General features: G+C 61.0%; 16 protein-coding genes. 11 read left to right on the plus strand and 5 right to left on the minus strand.

Annotated elements, in window-relative coordinates:
- Nucleotides 1–347: 347 nt before the first annotated feature.
- Entirely contained in the window at nucleotides 348–2,759 is a 2,412-nt protein-coding gene (locus WBR57_RS28085; protein ID WP_424088497.1) for a glucose/quinate/shikimate family membrane-bound PQQ-dependent dehydrogenase, read from the minus strand.
- A 442-nt stretch (nucleotides 2,760–3,201) separates the two neighbouring features.
- Nucleotides 3,202–5,220 carry a TonB-dependent receptor gene (locus WBR57_RS28090; protein WP_424088499.1) on the minus strand — a complete coding sequence of 673 codons (2,019 nt, stop codon included), beginning with the start codon at nucleotides 5,218–5,220 and terminating at the stop codon, nucleotides 3,202–3,204.
- 199 nt (nucleotides 5,221–5,419) lie between these two features.
- Between WBR57_RS28090 and WBR57_RS28095 the strand changes: the two genes are divergently transcribed.
- Nucleotides 5,420–5,653 carry a VF530 family DNA-binding protein gene (locus tag WBR57_RS28095; protein ID WP_016977534.1) on the plus strand — a complete coding sequence of 78 codons (234 nt, stop codon included), beginning with the start codon at nucleotides 5,420–5,422 and terminating at the stop codon, nucleotides 5,651–5,653.
- 4 nt (nucleotides 5,654–5,657) lie between these two features.
- The gene (locus WBR57_RS28100; RefSeq protein ID WP_424088502.1) at nucleotides 5,658–6,281 is read left to right on the plus strand and encodes a Pr6Pr family membrane protein; all 624 of its coding nucleotides are present in this window, start codon (nucleotides 5,658–5,660) and stop codon (nucleotides 6,279–6,281) included.
- A 1-nt stretch (nucleotide 6,282) separates the two neighbouring features.
- On the opposite strand, the gene WBR57_RS28105 is transcribed toward WBR57_RS28100, so the two are convergent.
- Together WBR57_RS28105 and WBR57_RS28110 are read right to left on the minus strand one after the other, a co-directional pair.
- Nucleotides 6,283–7,050, minus strand: coding sequence for a siderophore-interacting protein (locus WBR57_RS28105; protein WP_424088504.1), 768 nt, complete (start codon nucleotides 7,048–7,050; stop codon nucleotides 6,283–6,285).
- A complete protein-coding gene (locus WBR57_RS28110) occupies nucleotides 7,047–7,598 on the minus strand; it encodes a PadR family transcriptional regulator (protein WP_424088506.1) in 552 nt (183 codons plus the stop codon). Before WBR57_RS28110 ends, WBR57_RS28105 begins: the two co-directional genes overlap by 4 nt.
- 535 nt (nucleotides 7,599–8,133) lie before the next feature.
- Here WBR57_RS28110 and WBR57_RS28115 point away from each other — a divergent pair.
- Genes WBR57_RS28115 through WBR57_RS28155 form a run of 9 tightly spaced genes read left to right on the plus strand, consistent with a single transcriptional unit; the run spans nucleotide 8,134 to nucleotide 15,812 of the window.
- The gene (locus WBR57_RS28115) at nucleotides 8,134–8,655 is read left to right on the plus strand and encodes a fimbrial protein (RefSeq protein ID WP_424088508.1); all 522 of its coding nucleotides are present in this window, start codon (nucleotides 8,134–8,136) and stop codon (nucleotides 8,653–8,655) included.
- Nucleotides 8,656–8,706: 51 nt separating this feature from the next.
- Nucleotides 8,707–9,267, plus strand: a complete 561-nt coding sequence (locus WBR57_RS28120) for a fimbrial protein (protein ID WP_424088510.1) — start codon at nucleotides 8,707–8,709, stop codon at nucleotides 9,265–9,267.
- A 19-nt stretch (nucleotides 9,268–9,286) separates the two neighbouring features.
- Entirely contained in the window at nucleotides 9,287–11,899 is a 2,613-nt protein-coding gene (locus tag WBR57_RS28125) for an outer membrane usher protein (protein ID WP_424088512.1), read from the plus strand.
- On the plus strand, nucleotides 11,896–12,657 hold the full coding sequence (locus tag WBR57_RS28130) for a fimbria/pilus periplasmic chaperone (RefSeq protein ID WP_424088514.1): 762 nt from the start codon (nucleotides 11,896–11,898) through the stop codon (nucleotides 12,655–12,657). The genes WBR57_RS28125 and WBR57_RS28130 overlap by 4 nt, the downstream gene beginning before the upstream one ends.
- Nucleotides 12,658–12,678: 21 nt before the next feature.
- A complete protein-coding gene (locus WBR57_RS28135) occupies nucleotides 12,679–13,260 on the plus strand; it encodes a fimbrial protein (protein ID WP_424088516.1) in 582 nt (193 codons plus the stop codon).
- A gap of 10 nt (nucleotides 13,261–13,270) precedes the next feature.
- The gene (locus WBR57_RS28140; RefSeq protein ID WP_424088518.1) at nucleotides 13,271–13,768 is read left to right on the plus strand and encodes a fimbrial protein; all 498 of its coding nucleotides are present in this window, start codon (nucleotides 13,271–13,273) and stop codon (nucleotides 13,766–13,768) included.
- A 26-nt stretch (nucleotides 13,769–13,794) separates the two neighbouring features.
- On the plus strand, nucleotides 13,795–14,274 hold the full coding sequence (locus WBR57_RS28145; protein WP_424088520.1) for a fimbrial protein: 480 nt from the start codon (nucleotides 13,795–13,797) through the stop codon (nucleotides 14,272–14,274).
- Between the two features lie 11 nt (nucleotides 14,275–14,285).
- Nucleotides 14,286–14,834, plus strand: a complete 549-nt coding sequence (locus WBR57_RS28150) for a fimbrial protein (RefSeq protein WP_424088521.1) — start codon at nucleotides 14,286–14,288, stop codon at nucleotides 14,832–14,834.
- Nucleotides 14,835–14,843: 9 nt separating this feature from the next.
- Complete coding sequence (locus tag WBR57_RS28155; RefSeq protein WP_424088523.1) at nucleotides 14,844–15,812, plus strand: fimbrial protein; 969 nt, start codon at nucleotides 14,844–14,846, stop codon at nucleotides 15,810–15,812.
- An 85-nt stretch (nucleotides 15,813–15,897) separates the two neighbouring features.
- On the opposite strand, the gene WBR57_RS28160 is transcribed toward WBR57_RS28155, so the two are convergent.
- Nucleotides 15,898–17,924 (minus strand): NEL-type E3 ubiquitin ligase domain-containing protein (locus WBR57_RS28160; RefSeq protein WP_424088525.1); only part of this gene is annotated, 2,027 nt, incomplete at its 5' end.

Genomic DNA, 17,924 nt, shown 5'->3' on the forward strand with positions numbered 1-17,924 from the left:
GAAAAGTGCGATGAATCAATTTGCGATTCTGTACGGAGATCGATTTATCAGGCCAACCTGGTAAAAGCACGGCCTGCCTCAGGGCAGGCCGTTACCGGCCCGCACACAAAAAAACTGACAGTCCCGCTGTTGGAGCTTTTGTGGGTATATCCGTTGCTGCGGTAACGGCTTCGTATGGTTCCGCTCTTACAGCGGGTCACTTTTGGGCTCCTTTCAAAAGTGACTCGCCGTAAGGGCGAAACCAATACCCGCCATCACCCAAATAACGGATATACACCCCCCCACCAGACACAAAAAAAGCGGCTCCCCGCAAAGGGCAACCGCTTTTCTCTTACCACCAGTAAATCTTAATCCGGCAGTTTAAACGCCATCACATAGTCACCCTGCTTGGTGCCCAGGGAACCATGACCGCCAGCCATGACCAGCACATACTGCTTGCCGTCCTTGCCGGTATAGGTCATCGGCGTAGTCTGAGCGCCTGCGGGCAGACGACCTTCCCACAACTGCTTGCCGTTTTTCACGTCGTAGGCACGCAGGTACTGGTCGAGCGTACCGCTGAGGAAGGACACGCCACCGGCGGTGGTGAACGTACCGCCCAGGCTAGGCACGCCCATGGTCAGCGGGATCGGAACCGGCGAGCTGTCGCGCACGGTGCCGTTTTTGTGCATCCAGATGGTTTTGTGGTTGGTCAGGTCGACCGCGGCCACATAACCCCACGCCGGTGCCTGGCACGGCAGGCCCATTGGCGACAGCATGGCTTCGAGGATCACACCGTACGGTGCGCCTTTGTTTGGCTGCACGCCTTCGGTTTCGCTGACGCGCGGGCCTTGCTTGGCGATGTCGGCCGCCGGGATCAGCTTGGACTTGAACGCCATGTAGCTCGGGTTCACAAAGGCGATCTGGCGTACCGGGTCGACGGAAATGCCACCCCAGTCGAACACGCCGAAGTTACCTGGGTAAACGATCGAGCCTTGCAGCGATGGCGGGGTGAACGGACCGTCGTAGCGCATCGATTTGAAATCGATGCGGCACAGCATCTGGTCGAACGGCGTCACGCCCCACATGTCACGCTCTTTGAGCGGCGGTGGCATGAAGTTCAAGTCCGACTTCGGCTGGGTTGGGGCCGTGTGATCGCCTGCTACCGCGCCTTGTGGCACTGGCACTTCGTGGATCGGCACCACCGGCTGGCCGGTTGCGCGGTCGAGCACGTAGATGCTGCCTTGCTTGGTCGACGCCATCACCGCCTGCTTCACGCCCGCTTCGGTCTTGATGTCGATCAGCGACGGCTGGCCGCCCACGTCCATGTCCCACAGGTCATGGTGGGTGAACTGGAAGGTCCACTTCACGTGGCCGCTGTCGATGTCCAGGGCGGTCAGGCCGGCGCTGTATTTTTCCGAATCTTCGGTACGGTCGCCGCCGTATTGGTCGGGCATCTGGTTGCCCATCGGCAGGTAGAGCATGCCGAGTTTTTCATCCACGGCGAACATGGACCACATGTTCGGCGAGTTGCGGGTGTAGGTCTTGCCTTCGGCCAACGGGGTGGTGTCGTCCGGGTTGCCGCTGTCCCAGTTCCACACCAGCTTGCCGGTGTGCACGTCGAACGCGCGGATCACGCCGCTAGGCTCGTCGGTGGAAACGTTGTCGGTCACATGACCGCCAATCACGACCAGGTTTTTGGTAACGGCCGGTGGCGAAGTGGAGTAGTAACCGCCTGGGGCGAAGGTGCCGATGTTGGCACGCAGGTCGATCTGGCCTTTGTCGCCGAAGTCTTCACACATCTTGCCGGTGTCGGCGTTCAGGGCGATCAGGCGGGTATCGGCGGTCGGTACAAAAATGCGTTTCGGGCAGGCATTCGGCGCGGCAGCCGGGCTGGCGCTGCCGGTCGGGCTTTGCTCGGAAGCGTAGGCGGCGTCATCGTGGTACGACACGCCACGGCAGGTCATGTGTGCCCAACCCTTGAAGCTTTCAGCACCCTGGGTGGTGATCTTCGGGTCGAAACGCCAGATTTCCTTGCCGGTGTCCGGGTCCAGCGCGATCACCTGGCTGTGCGGCGTGCACACGTAGAGCATGCCGTTGACTTTCAGCGGGGTGTTTTCCGCGGTGGTTTCACCTGGGTCGCCAGCACCCGGAATGTCGCCGGTACGGAAGGTCCACGCCGGCACCAGCTTGTGGGCGTTTTCCGGGGTGATCTGCGCCAGTGGCGAGTAACGATCACCGTGCGCCGAGCGGCCGTAGGAGTTCCAGTCGCCATCGGCCTGGGCAGGCGCAGCACTGGCCATGCCCGGTACCGCGTCGCGGTCCAGTTGGCCTTTGATCTCGCCCGGGTTGGTGAATTGGCTGGCAACGGCGGCAGCACCGGCCAGCACCACGGCTACGCTCAGCGCGCCAGTGCCCAGCGGGGCGGGCTGGCCACGCAGCAACGGACGGCGAAACCACGGGAGCAGCATGACGATGCCCAGGGCGAACAACAGTGCCAGGCGCGGCACCAACTGCCACCAGTCCAGGCCGACTTCCCACAGTGCCCATACGGTACTGGCGAACAGCACCAATGCGTACAGGCCCAGCGCGGCGCGGCGAGTGGCCAGCAGCAAGATGCCGGTCAGGGTGATGCCGATACCGGCCAGCAGGTAGTACAGCGACCCGCCGAGCATGCTCAGCTTGATGCCACCGGCCAGCAAGGCCAGGCCCATGATCAGCAGCAAGATCCCCAGCAGCCTGGGCAGCAGGCGGCTTGGGCTTGAAGCCCCATCAGTGCTCATAGTGTGTTTCTCCGTGACGTAGGAATTTTGTAACCCCGTGCTTCACTGTAGATGACGATTCGGCGCGGGCTTGGTTCAGCGTTAATTCGGTTTTTCTGTAGGACGCGAGGGCTATCCGCAGTCGGACGATTTACCTTCAGGCGCAGGTCGGTGTAAGACAGCGCTGTCTTGGAAAAAGGGGGAATTCAACAAGATGGGGTCGACCGCGGACATGAGACGTTTCAGTTTGTTGCGGCAAGGATAATGTGCCTGCTCGTTTTGAGAAAGAACAAATCGAGAGATGCATCATTTCAGATCTGGTAACAGTGACAGAACGTCGCTGCCCCGATTGTGGTGGGAAGTAGGTCTACCGGGGTGAGCAGGCTTGCCCTGCGTTGGGCGGCAAAGCCGCCCTATCAAGGCCACAGGCAGTCATCTGACACAGAAAGCCTGTGGCCACAGGCTAGAAAGTAGTGCGCACGCCGACCTGCACGCTTCTGCCCGGCGCCGGGGCGATGTCGCGCAGGATCGAGCTGGCGTAGCGCACCGTCTGGTTGGTCAGGTTTTCACCATTCACGAACGCCAGCCACTGACTGCCGCCCACGTTGAAGCGGTAACCGGCGCTGGCGCCCAGGGTGGTGTAGCCATCGGTGCCGCTCTCGTTATCCGGCACACGCCCCTGGCCGGCGGCGTGCTCGACGTCGATGCGTGCCTGCCAGCGGTCGAGTTCCCACAGCAAGCCACTGTTCAGGCGCAGTGGCGCAATGCGTGGCAAGGCTTCGCCGGTGTCAAGGTTGGTCGCGCGGGTGTAGTCGCCCGACAGCTCCAGGGCGAACTTGCCGTAGGCGCCTTCGCCCAGTTTCCAGTGATCCTGGGCTTCAAAGCCTGCGAAACGTGCACGCACGCCTGAGTATTCATACTCGGGGATGCCGCCCGCGTCTTCTTCGCCTTCGTCATTCAACGTGCGACCGCTGCCCAGCAAGCCGATGTAATTGGAGAAGTGGCTGTAGAACACGCCAAAGCTGCCCTTGTGGGTGCCATTGTCAAAGCGCAGGGCCAGGTCGCTGGAGAGGGCTTTTTCTTTTTTCAGGTTGGCGTTGCCCAGTTCAAAGGTGCCGGTAGCGACGTGGGCGCCGTTGGCGTACAGCTCGTAGAAGGTCGGTGCGCGTTCGGTGTAGCCCAGGGTCGCGGCCAGCGACCAGACGGGCGTAAGGCTGTACACCGCGCCCGACGACAGGCTGCCGGCGGTGAAGTCATTGCGTTTGTCGGCGCTGGTAAAGCGCGCGTTGCCCTTGGCGTCGGGGTCGACGCTGGTGTGTTCCAGGCGCCCGCCGAGGCTGAGTTTCAGACGCTCGGTGGCCTGCATTTCTTCGAGGATAAACAGTGCGCCGGCGTTGGTGTCGGTCTGTGGCACGAAGGCTTCTTCGCCCAGGGCCGAGAATTCGTTGCGGGTCACCTGGGCGCCGACCACCCCGTCAAACGGGCCGATCGGCTGGTGGCGCGCTTCAACCCGCGCTTCGTAACCCTTGTTCTTGAAAACAGTACCGGTTTCGCCGCCTTCGATCTCGCGGTGTTCGTAATCGGTGTAGCCCGCGTCGACTTTTACCGACGTAAACGGGCCCTGCAGGTTGCGGATTTCGGACGCAAACGCATAGTGCTCCTGCTGCATGCGGATGCGCACGTCCTGCTCGGCGGGGGAGCCGTAGTTGGCGTCGTAGTTGCTGTAGGAGAGCCCGGCGTAACCATCGTCCCAGGTGTAGGAGCCGCCCACCGCGCCGCCGTCCTGGCGCCCGTCGCTGTTACCCAGGCGCCCATTCTTGCCCGGTGCGTCGTCGGTTTCCGGGGCGTGGCGGCTGCGCGCCTGGCCGGGGATTTTCAGGTCGTTGAATTCTCGCGCGTTCGCATCCAGGTGCAAGGCGAACGTGCCGTTGCCGGCTTCCAGTTTGCCGGCGCTGCTGCGCGTGGTGTCGGCGCCGCCGTAGCGCAGTTCACCGGCGCCGTGGATGCCTTCGATGGCTTCGGTGGGAATGCGGTTGTCGAAGGTGTTGACCACGCCACCAATCGCGCTGCCGCCATACAGCAAGGCGGCGGGGCCGCGCACGATTTCAATGCGGTCGACGTTGACCGGGTCCAGCGGCACGGCATGGTCGTAGGACAGCGACGACGCATCCAGCGCACCCACGCCATTGCGCAGGATGCGGATGCGGTCGCCATCCTGGCCACGAATGATCGGCCGGCTGGCGCCAGGGCCGAAGTACGAAGACGACACGCCTGGCTGCTTGTTCAAGGTTTCACCCAGGCTGCCTTTTTGTTGCAGGGTCAGGTCATCGCCTTCAAGCACGGTGGTGGGCGAGGCGAGTTGCTCACTGCCCAGCGGGTTGCCGGTGATGACTTGCGGCTGCAGTTCGAGGGCGTGGGCTTGAGAGCAGATCAGCAGGGCGGCGGCGAGCGGGGTCAAGCGCCACAGAGAGGACGGGGACATCGGACATTCCTTGGAAAAACGGCAAAGAGAGAAGGCGTGATCAGGTTATCTGGGTTGTTGTGGTTATAATATAACATCTCTTTTTTCGCCGAAAAGGGGAACTTTACCCAAGGGGCTATATTCAATGCAGTGCTTCCACCGTTCAGCCCCGTCGGCTAAGGTGCGCGGCTGTATTTCCTCTTACTGCAAAAGGCCCGGCATGACCGCGACAAGTAACGACCCGCTGCACGGCGTGACCCTGCAGCACGTCCTCACCACCCTGGTGGAACATTACGAATGGGAAGGCCTGGCCGAACGCATTGATGTGCGCTGCTTCAAGAGCGACCCGAGCATCAAGTCGAGCCTCACGTTCCTGCGTAAAACTCCTTGGGCGCGGGAGAAGGTCGAAGGGTTGTACGTGAAGCTGATGCGCACCAAACGCCCGTTGGATTGAACCCATGAAGCGGTATGCAGCGGCAGCGGCGCTGGCCGGTTGGGTGGGGTTGGTGATTCAGCAATACTTGATTTTCTATTCGCGCTGGGAAACCGGTGCGAGCCTGTTGGGCGGGTTGATCAACTTCTTCAGTTTCTTCACGGTGCTGACCAACACCCTGGCGGTGGTGGTGTTGAGCTACGCTTGGATAAGTCGTGAGTCAGCAGCCAAGCGGTTTTTCCTGGCGCCGAGTGTCAGCAGTGGTATCGCGGTGAGCATCGTGGTGGTGGGCCTGGCCTACAGCCTGTTGCTGCGGCATTTGTGGCAGCCGGAGGGCTTCCAGTTTATCGCCGACGAATTGCTCCACGACGTGATGCCGGCGCTGTTTGCCTTGTACTGGTGGTGGTATGTGCCCAAGGGCCATTTGCGTTTCAAACACATTGGCCTGTGGGTGATCTACCCGCTGGTGTACTTCGCCTATGCGCTGCTGCGCGGGGATTTGCTCGGGCAGTATCAGTACCCGTTTATCGATGTCAGTACCCTGGGTTATCCACAGGTGTTTGTAAATGCGGGGGGGATTCTGGCGGGGTTTGTGCTGATTGCGTTGGCGGTGCTGGGGCTGGATAAAATCATCAAGCCCCGCGCCTGATTCACTCGTCTTCGCTGCCTTCGGCGCGCCAGTAACCGACGGCTTTGAGGAACTCTTCATTGACCTTGTGATGGTCCAGCAACACGCGCCGCAACTGGCGTGACACTTTGGTTTCGGTGGCGACAAAACTGTACAACTTGCCGCCCGGCAGGCTCAGGTTGCGCACCGTTTCGAGCAGGTCGTCCTGGCCGCGCAGCACCCAGATCACCTCGACCTCGGCCGCACTCTGCAGCGCCTGCTGCTCCGCGGCATTTTCGATCTCGATTACCGCCAACACCTTGCGCCCGGCAGGCAGTTCTTCCAGGCGTCGGCCGATGGCCGGCAGTGCGGTTTCGTCGCCGATCAGCAGGTAGCTGTCGAAGATATCCGGCACGATCATCGAGCCGCGTGGCCCGCCGATATACAGGTGCTGGCCGACTTTGGCCTGGTCGGCCCAGGTGGAAGCGGGGCCATCGCCGTGCAGCACGAAGTCGATGTCCAGCTCGCCGATGTCCAGGTCATAGCGTCGGGGCGTGTAGTCACGCATGGCCGGTTGCGGGCCGTCGCCTTTGATGCTGAATGTCGGGCTTTCCAATGCGGCTTGTTCGGCGGCGTTCTGCGGGAACAACAGCTTGATGTGATCGTCACTGCCCAGGCTGATAAACCCCGCCAGCTCCGGCCCGCCCAGGGTGATGCGGCGCATGTGCGGGGTGATGTCGACCACGCGCAGGACGTCCAGGCGGCGGCGTTTGATTTCGTGGGTCACGCGATGGATGGCTTGCGTATTCATTGGGCTTTCCCGTCGGCAATGGCTTGGGCGGTGCTGTTGAGCAGTGCGGCGACACGCTGGATTTCTTCCGGGCTCCAACGCCCGTGGTGCGAATGCAAGGCATGGCGCAGGTTGTGCACCGCCTCGTGGATTTCCGGCGGGCGGTCATGGCCGCGCAGCGAACGCTTGCTCACGTCGATACGCAGGCGAATGCCCTCTAGGGCCACCGCTTGCTCGCCTAAGAAGAGACGACCGGCGTCGGTGATTGTGTAGCGTTTTTTTCCGCCCTCGGCGTCGCCGGTGATCAATTCGCTTTCTTCCAGAAAGGTCAGCGTGGGGTAGATCACGCCCGGACTGGGGCTGTAGGCACCGTCGAACAGCGCTTCGATCCGGCGGATCAGGTCGTAGCCGTGGCACGGCTGTTCGGCGATCAGCGCCGGCAGCAGCAATTTCAGGTCGCCTGGGGCAAACACCCGTGGGCCACGACCACCGCGCCCCCCTGGGCCTGGGCGTTTTTCGAAGCCGTCGCGGTCGTCACCGTGGTCACGGTGGGAATGATGGTCTCTCATTTCTAGGTGCTCTCGATTGGTTTAGATACAACGTAAGATATATCTTAATGCCGGGCAACCTGACCGGACGAACGGTCGCCCACGTCGGAAACGCTTCATCTCACCTTTTTCTGCGAACCGCCTCGACATATTTTCCAATGGCTTAGTGGGTGTTGCCCAAGTAAATACGGTTGTTTTTTAACGTATGTAATCCTATTCTTACGGGAACTTCCGGTTATAAATAGTTCTCATTTGTTGGCGTGTAGTCCTCTTCTTACAGCAACTTTTAAAGTTTTGGCAAAGTGCCATAATTTTCCTATGTATCTTGGTGTAACAGGGCTACGTAACTAAGGGAATCGGACGGCTTTCGTGTTGAAGATCGCAATGGATAATTGCCCGGCCTCAGATGATTCGCCGAACAGCAATGCAATTAGTTGGAAAACATAAAGAGTTTCCAGCGCTGTTCAGCGGGCCACTTGATCGCTTGTTTAACAAGTCCACCGCACGACCGCGGTCAGGGTTTGTTGTGATTTTTAATATACGTGAGCGTCTGCGAATGAAAACTAAAGTGAAAACTGCGCTGTTTACTCTCGGGCTGTTGGCCGGTTCGATGTCCGTTGCTCAAGCGGCGGATGGAACGGTTACGTTTTTGGGATCGGTCCACTCGGGCGCCTGCTCTATCAAGCCTGAATCCGTCGACCAGACCGTTCGCCTTGGCGCGATCGCCAAGCATCAACTGCAAGCGGGCGGCAAGTCCGAAGCACGCCGCGTGCTGATCGAGCTGGAAGGCTGCGATCTGTCCGGCCTCACCGATAACACGGTGACCACCACCTTCACCGGCGCACCGTCGACCGTGGTACCTGGCGGGATTGGCACCGTCGGTGGCGCGGGCGGCATCGGCATCATGATGACCCACGGTGGCCGTCCGGTGCAACTGGGCGTTCCGACCAACCCGCAAGCCATCGTTGCCGGTAATAACACGCTGGAGTTCGGCGCCTTCGTACAAGGTCAGGCCACGGGCGACATCGTGCCTGGTGAGTTCAGCGCAGTTACCAACTTCACCTTGGCTTATCAGTAAGTTTTTCCCCCGCCACGCCCAGTGGCGGGGGAGAACTGGCGGGAGGTACAGGTGAAAACATTCATAAGTCTCGCTATCGCCTCTTCATTGACGATGTTCATCAGCCCTTGTGCTGTCGCTCAGGCGGCTGGGCAAGGTGATGGGGTCGTGACAATGGGAGGACAAGTCATTGACTCGGCCTGCGGGCTGGAAGCTGCCACTGTCGATCAAACCATTGAGATGGCTCCCGAGCCCATCGGCCGGCTGCTACGAGACGGGCAAGGCCAAGTGCAGCCCTTCGAGTTGCGCCTGGTCAATTGCTCGGTGACGCGTCCCGACCCGCTGCGCCCCGGCGTAACGCTGCCTGATTGGGAGCATCTGCGCGTGACATTTGACGGGCCGACCGACATGGACGGGCGCTCTTTTGCAGCCTTTGGCGATTCCCAGGGGGTTGCTTTTTATATCGAGGATGCACGGGGCGAGTCGTGTGTACCGGGCCACCCGATGTCGCTGGTCCCGGTGGTCAATGGTGACATGACACTTCATTACACGCTTCGCTTGGTCGGCAATGGAGTGCCGATGTTGGCGGGAGCTCACCGAGCCGCAGTGCGGTTCAAGTTGGAATACTTTTGAATAGTGATGGGTTGCTTGCATGTGGAATGCGTCGAAAGTCCTATATACGATCCGCCCCGGCTTATTCGGCGGGTTGATATCACTGGCAGGAACTGCAATGGGCGCCGGGGATATTGAGTTTAATACCGACGTTCTTGACCTGAGTGATCGCACTAATATTGATTTGTCTCGGTTTGCGCGCAGTGGCTTTATTTTGCCTGGCAACTATTCAATGGTGGTCCAGATCAATACTCAGCCTATTGCCGAGTACGCTGTGGCGTTCTATGCGCCCGATAATGATCCCAAGGGAAGCCAGGCCTGTTTATCGCCGGAGCTTGTGGAACAGTTGGGTCTCAAAGCAGCCGAGGCGTCCAAACTCACCTGGTGGAAAGGCGGGCAGTGCCTGGACCCTCAAGGCTTGCCCGGTATGGAGGTGAGTGCCGATCTGGCTACCTCCACGCTGAACATCAGCCTTCCCCAGGCCTATCTGGAATACAGCGCCATCAATTGGGACCCACCGTCGCGTTGGGATGAGGGGGTGCCGGGGTTGTTGGTGGACTACAACATGACCGCGCAGTCCAACTACCGCAGTAAGGACGGAACCCGCAATGACCTCAGCGGTAACGGAACGCTCGGGGCCAACGCCGGAGCCTGGCGCCTGAGGGCTGACTGGCAGGGGCGTGTCGAGAAAGACCGCGAAGCGGGGGCCAACCGGCAAAAGCTGGAGTGGAGTCGTTACTACGCTTACCGGGCTATTCCCGCGTTGAAAGCGCGCATGGTGGTGGGCGAGGACTACCTCTATTCGGACTTGTTCGACAGCTTTCGCTTTACCGGCGCTGCGCTCAAATCGGATGAAAGCCAGCTGCCGCCCAACTTGCGCGGTTATGCACCGGAAGTGGTAGGCGTTGCCAAGACCAATGCCAAAGTCATCGTCAGCCAGCAGGGGCGCGTGCTCTATGAAACCTTGGTCGCGGCCGGTCCGTTCCGCATCCAGGATCTTAATGACGCCGTGTCCGGCATGCTGGATGTGCGGGTGGAAGAGCAGGACGGTTCAGTCCAGAAGTTCCAGCTGCATACGGCGGGCGTTCCTTACCTGACGCGGCCTGGGCAGCTTCGCTACAAGTTGTCGGCCGGGCGACCGTCCAATCTTCAGTACCACTCTGACGGCAGCTTTTTCGGTACCGGCGAGTTCTCCTGGGGGATCAGCAATGGCTGGTCGTTATTGGGCGGCGCGATTACCGATAACAACTACCGTGCCCTGTCTGCCGGGGTCGGCCGAGACCTGCTGGCGTTCGGGGCTATCTCCGTGGATGTCACGCAGTCCCACGCCAACCTCTGGAACGAGACACTCTCGGGTAAATCCTACCGCCTTCAATACTCCAAGAACTTCGAGCAGTACGACAGCCAAGTGACGTTCGCCGGTTATCGTTTTTCCGAGAAGAACTTTTTGAGTATGAGCCAGTACCTGGACGCGCTGCATTACGGGCTCAACAACGAACTCGGCGGGCGCGGGGTGTACGACCGCGACGGTGAATACGTTGAGCACTGGAACCCGATCGGCGGCAACAAGGCGCTGTATACGATCACGGTGAACAAACATTTCCGTGATATGGGCGCCACCGTCTACGCCAGCTACAACAAACAAACCTATTGGAATCGGCCGGATACCCAGCGTTGGAACTTGTCGGCGGCACGTTATTTTAATATCGGGTCCGTCAGGAACATGAGCCTGTCGCTGAATGTTTACCGCACCCATGAGTATCAATATAAGGATAACGGACTGTCGCTGACGGTCAGCCTGCCGTTGGGACCCTCCGGTACTCTGTCGATGGATGCCAATCGGGCGGCTGGCGATAACAGTTTCTCAACGCGCTACAGCGATCGCATCGATGACCGCAACAGCTACCAGCTCAGTGCCAGTGACAACGCTGCCAGCGGTTACCTGAGTCACATCGGTGACCAGGCAGACATCGACCTCAGCGCCAGCACGCTATCGGGTAACAACCGAACCCTGAGTGCGTCTGTTCGCGGCGGTGGCACGCTCACGCCTTACGGCGGGGCGCTGCATCGTACCAACAGCACCGGCGGCACCCGGCTGATGGTCGACACCGGAGGGGTGCCCGATGTGCCCGTGCGGGGCTACGGCACACCCACCCGCACAAACGCCTTCGGCAAGGCCGTCATCGCCGACATCAACAGCTACCAGCGTACGGCGGCCAGTGTTGACCTGGAGAGGTTGCCGGTCGATGTCGAATCCACTCAATCCGTGACGCAATTGACCCTCACCGAAGGGGCTATCGGCTATCGATCGCTGGAAGTGATTTCCGGCAAAAAAGCCATGGCCGTGCTGCGCCTGCCCGATGGCAGCTCACCGCCCTTCGGCGCCACGGTGAAAAACCTGAAACAGCAGGACACCGGCGTTGTGAACGATGGCGGGGATGTCTACCTGAGCGGCATCCAGGCCGGCCAGCAGATGATCGTCAGCTGGGGCGGCGCCGAGCGTTGCACCCTCACGCTGCCTGTCACGTTACCCGCCGACGGCTTGACCGATGCCCTGCAACTGAGCTGCCAGCCGGTAGCCACCGATCCCTCTGCGCCCGAGCCAGCGTCGCTGACCGACACGCGTAACGATAAGGAGAACACCGCCTCATGAAGCTCAACATACGCCTCACCTGCCAGGCTTTTGCACTACTGGTCCTGGGCCTGAGCCACAGCGTAAATGCTGCGGTCGGCCTGGACCGCACCCGGGTGATTTTTGACGGTGGCAAGGACGCCACCAGCGTCAACATCACCAATAACAACACCCAGTTGCCGTATTTGGCCCAGGGTTGGATCGAGGATGAAGACGGCAAAAAAATCACCTCGCCCTTGATCGTGCTGCCGCCGGTTCAGCGCCTGGAGCCCGGCAAACAGAGCCAGGTGAAAGTTCAGGCACTGCCGGCAGTCAAGTCGCTGCCGCAGGATCGAGAGACGGTCTACTACTTCAACTTGAGGGAAATTCCGCCGCGCAGCGACAAGGCCAACACTCTGCAAATTGCCCTGCAAACCCGCATCAAGTTGTTTTACCGCCCGCAGGCCATTACGCCGTCCCAGCAGGACCTGTCCAAGCCCTGGCAGGAAAAACTGACCCTGACCCGCGAAGGCGACCGTTACCGGGTGAATAACCCGACGCCTTACTACGTGACCCTGGTGGATGCGCGCAGCAGCAAGGACGGTAAATCCATCGCCGGTTTCGAGCCGCTGATGATCGCGCCCAAAGGTACCCAGACCCTGGGTCCCACCGCCAAAGAACTCGGGACCACGCCCTATCTGTCCTACGTGAATGATTACGGTGGCCGCCCAATGCTGGCTTTCACCTGCAGTGGCGAGACGTGCACCGTGAATGCGCAAGCCACTGTGGCCAATCAGTAGTGCCTGCTGCCGGAGAACGCCATGAAGTTGCACACAGTGAAGTTCCTGGGCGGGTTGGTACTCGCCTTGGCAGGGCAGGCGCACGCCGCAGATGACGAGGATGTCGAGGGCATGGTGGGGATGCTGCATATTCGCGGGTCGATGCATGAAATGCCTTGCAGCCTGGAGATGACCTCCCTGCATCAGACCATTGACCTGGGAGCCGTGTCGGCCAGCCAGCTGCGACGCCCCGGCGACCAGGCGATGTCGGTGCCGTTTCAACTGCGCTTCCAGGATTGCCAGCGCACCGCCGGCAGTATCCGTAATGAGCGTACGGGGAACCTGACATGGAGCGCCCATCAACCCGTGCTGTCGGTCATGTTTGTCGCCCCCGCCGATGCCGACGATCCGCGCCTGGTCAAGGTGCAAGGCATCACGGGGATGGGGCTGCAGTTGACCGATGCCCAGGGGCGCGATGTACAGCTGGGCGCAAACGGCCAACCGTTGTTTTTACCCTTGGGCGGCAACACGCAGACCTGGAATGTTCATCCCACGCGCACTGCTGCGCCGTTGACCAGTGGGGCGTTCCGGGCCGTGGTGGATTTCAGGCTCAATTATCAATGAGGGCAGAACAATGGCTAGGTTAACCGGCTCTCGGGCCATTTTTATCGCAGGGAGCCTGCTCTGGGCGGCCAGCCAGGGTGTGCAGGCCGACACCAATCTGACTATCCGCGCCGTGATCATCGCGCCCCCGCCGTGTGTCATCAACAGCGGAACGACGTTGAACGTGCCCTTTGGCAACGACCTGCTGACGTCACGCATAGACGGGGTGAATTACCGGCGCGATGTGCCTTACACCATCCGGTGCGATCCGCCGGTGTACAGCAATGCGATGACCCTGGAACTCAAGGGTTCCGGGGCCGCATTTGATAGCGGTGTGCTGTTGACCGGTAAGCCGGACCTGGGGGTAAAGCTGTTCGCCAACGGGGCCGACTGGCCGGTGAACTCGCTCGTGAGGTTTACCCACCCCAACTTTCCTGTGTTGCAGGCGGTGCCCGTCAAGCGCGCGGGCAGCACGCTGACGGGCGGCGCCTTCAATGCCGCCGCCACCTTGGTGGTCGAGTACCAATGACGAGCGCGAATGAAGAGGAACGATCAATGACATGTTGGCCGCAGCGAGCATTACTCGCCTTGTGTTCCATCGGCCTGTGCAGTGGTGCGTCGGCCAACCTGACGTTCAGCGGCACGCTGAACGAACCCCCGCCCTGCACGATTGACTCCGGCAGCACGATTGAGGTCGATTTTGGCGATGTCGGCACAAAGCGCGTCGATGGGGTGAAGTACCGCAAAAGCGTCGGCTACACCATCCGGTGCGGCGCCTCCACGCTGCCGTGGCTGCTGAAGTTGAGCGTCAAGGGGCCCGAGACGACATTTGATAACGCGGCGGTGCAGACCACCGCGCCTGATCTGGGTATTCGGCTTTACCAGAATAACCTGCCGTTTCGCCTCAACACGCCACTGGACATCACGCTGGCGTCACCGCCGACCCTGGAAGTGGTCCCCGTCAAACGCCCCGGCGCGATTCTGACCGCCGCCAGGTTCACGGCGGTGGCCACGCTGTTGGCCGAATACGAGTAGGAGGCGAGGTTATGCGACATCTAACGGTTCACAAGGGGTGGTCAAGTGCCGGGCTGGCCTTGCTGCTGATGTTCAGCCTGGTCCCTCCCGCGCAGGCGGTGGACAACCTGAGGTTCAAGGGCAACCTGGTGGAACAGGCCTGCGATATCCGCCCCGGCGACGAGGCTCTGACGGTGGAACTCTGGGACCTCACCAGCAAGCACCTCTACATCAACACGCGCTCAGTGGGTAAACGCTTCACGCTGCATCTGGATGATTGCAACACCACGATCAGCGACTCGGTGACCATCCTCTTCGGCGGCGTAGAAAACCGCATGCTGCCCGGCTTGTTCGCGCTGGATGGCGGCAGTGGCGCTTCAGGCATCGGGCTCGGGCTGGAGACGCTGAGCGATAAGCCGGTGCCCGTGAATAAAGTCGGCGACGAGCAGATATTGACCCCTGGCAACAATGTCATCGAGCTCAAAGCCTATGTGCAGGGTGAGCCGGATGCCCTGCGGGATCAGACCATCGGGCATGGCGCTTACCGGGTGACCTCTGTGTTTACCCTGGATTATCCCTAAGAGATCACTATGAAACGACTATATGGAGCCATTGCGCTTCTCGCCCTGATGGGCGCTGCGACGACTGTAAAAGCCGCCGACTGCCGCGTAAACGGCGGGCCGTGGCAAACGGTCAACCCTGGCGGGGCCTTCAACTTGCAAGTGCCGGTAACGGTCCGAGTAGGCTCGGACACCAGCCGTATCCTCCTGGAAGGGGCGAATATCGAGTGCAAATTCACGGAGTTTGGTGGCGCTCCCAGTTTGCAGGATTACTGGTCTACTTCGACAGCAGTCGGCCCCGCCTGGACGCCCGGTCCGAAGTTCGTCAGCCTTGGCACCGGCTTACGCATAAACGGGACGTTCTATAACACGCCGGTCCCGTCTAACGTTCGGATCGCAACCATACCCAATAACGGAAGGGGCGTCCCAATCGCTGTAACGCCCTATATTCTGCTGCGCAACAACCCGGTGACCCCCATCGACGTTCGAGTTGGGGATGTGCTCGGCGTGTTACGCCTGAACCAGACAAACAACTACGATTCGCGCTCTACGCGGCTCATTCTGACGTACACCGCCGCCAACAACTTCTCGATTTCCCCCTCCACCTGCACGATCAACAATAACAACCCGATCGAGATCAACTTCAACGACGTTCACCAGAGGGCAATCGGCACCGACCCGCTGACCACCTCCATTCGCACCAACCGCAGGCTCACTTACGCGTGCCCGGACCCCGGGATCACCACGCCGATCACCATCACTTACAAAGGCACCCCGTCCTCGTTCAACGCCAACCTGTTGACCATGAGCAACCCGAATGTGGGCACGGCCATGCTTTATTCGGGGTCAGCGGTGCGCGTGAACGGCTCATTCCTGACCCGCATTACCAACAGCAGCGGGGGCGACGATGTGACCTTTGCGCTGGTTTCGCGGCCGGGCTCTCTGCCTGCCGCCGGTCCCGTGAGCGGCAGCGGCGTACTGGTGATGGGGGTGCCGTAACCCGACGAGCATTTGAGCCCAAGACGAATGTCGGTTTCCTCAACCGGGGTCGGCGGTGATTGCCGGCCCCGTTTTTTTTCAGGGGTTATGCTTCGTCTGAGTTCGGCTCGCGGTTGCGTCGACCGTCATGGCGCACCAGCGCCTCGCGGGTGAGTTGGCGCAGCCATTCTTTTTGCTGGTAGCCCAGCTCATTGAGCAGTTGGTCGTAGAGGGTGTCGGGCATCGGTTCGTCGCCCACGGTGGTCTGCGGTTTGCCAAGGGTTTCGAGTAACTCGCGGGCGGTATCGCGCAGGGTTTGCTGGTCTTGCGCCGGCAGGCCGGGGGCCCATTTGGCCTGGTTTTCCTGAAGCGCTTCAAGGGCGAAGAAACGCTGGTCAAAACGCAGCTCGTTGCGCAGGTCTTCGCGCGGGTGGCTGTCACGCAGGTAGTGTTCCCAGTAGGGCTCCAGCAGCATTTGGTTGACCAGGCCATCACCGTCTCCCAGGGCCAGCACGCTCCCGTAGGCTCGCTCGATCTGCACCGTGCTGACGTTGGCCGTCTCGCGGTACAGCATGTGGTCAGCCAGCCACGGCAGGTCGAGGCGCTCGGCGAGTGAGGTCTGGTAGGCCAGGTAAATATCCACCTCGTCGACCTCACCGGGTATGCCGTCCACCATCTGCGCGCGCAAGCGCTGGCCCAGGCCGCCCTGGTCCACCGGGTTGAGGCGCTGGCGGATGTCGCTGCGAATCACTTCGCCCAGGTGCTTCAAGCGGGCGGTGCCTTTGGCCAGGGTCACCAGGCGCGCCTGGCGCTCGGCGTCGTTGAGGCTGTAGCGCTGGGCTTCGCTGGCGAGCACTTCGATGCCCATCTCATTGAAAATCTGCGCGCCGCCGTCAGCGCACAAACCCGGGAAGCTGCTGAGCTTGAACAAGTCTTCGCGCAGCTGGCTGTCGGCATGGGTGGCGTGCAACAGGCGCCACACCTGGGCGGTCAGGTTCGAGCGATTGAGCGCGTAGCGCACCTCATCGTCTTCAGCCTCAAAAAACGCCGGTGCTTCCAACGATTTGATCACTTCAAAAAAACCTTGAGAGCCGTGTTCGTGCTCCACGGCGTCCCATACCTGTTGTTGCTGCAGGCGCCGAGGGCCTTCGGCTTCCGACAGCCAGAAGCTGGCGTCGCCGCGGGGGTCATAGGTGCGGTTGGGGTCCAGCCCGGCGGCCAGGCGGTAGCGTTCATAGCGCTGGCGATCCTGGTCGCTCAACCGGCGTCGGTCCAGTCGGGTGCGGGCGATCAGTTCGGCTGCGCTGGAGCCGGGGGGCGCCTCAGGCAGGTGGTCAATCAGTGTGGCGCTGAGGTTCAACTCAAAGCCGCTGTCCTTGGGGTGCAGGAACACCCCGGTGGGCCAGGCGCGGATCTGGCTGCGGCTCAGATCCAGGATGCGCAGCTCGCGCATCAGGCTGACATTCGGCGCCAGGCCCAGCGGGTTATTGCTCAGGTTGAGCACCTGCAGCCGACGCAGGGAGCCCAAGGTGCTCACATCTGCCACGCTGAGTACCAGTTGATTGTTGCTCAGCCCCAGTTCGTGCAACTGCAGCAACTGGCCCAGCGTTGGTGGCAGGTGGGCGAGGGTATTGTCATTGAGGTTCAGGCTGCGCAGTGTCGGGAAGTGGCTGAGCAGGTCGACATGGGCCTGGCTGAAGCCCGTGCCCTGCAGGGTCAAATGGGTCACATGTTCGAAGCTGGCATTCAGCGGGGGCAATGTCTCGGGCAACGGCTGGTGGCTCAAATCCAGGCGTGCGCCACGTTGAGTGTGGCCCCAGCCATCGACATGCTCGGCGAAGCGGTCGGTCCAGCACAGGTTCAAGGCCTCGCCCAGGCGCCGGCGGCGGCTGCGCTCGCGGCGTTCCTCGGCGCTGCCCTTGGGGTGGCGGGTGGGGCTTCTGCGCCAGGTGTCGAGTTCCACATGCAGACGCTGTTTTTCCAGGGTCAGGTTGTTCAGGGTGGTGCGCAGTTGCTGCGGGCGAACCCCCGCGATCACCCGTTCGATTTTCTCCGGCGCCAGGGTTGGGAACAGCAGTTGCAAGACTTCCCTGGCATGGCCGACGTCCGTCTGCCGCGAGCCCGGAGTGAGCC

Source organism: Pseudomonas sp. (assembly GCF_049590575.1).
Taxonomy (GTDB): Bacteria; Pseudomonadota; Gammaproteobacteria; order Pseudomonadales; family Pseudomonadaceae; genus Aquipseudomonas.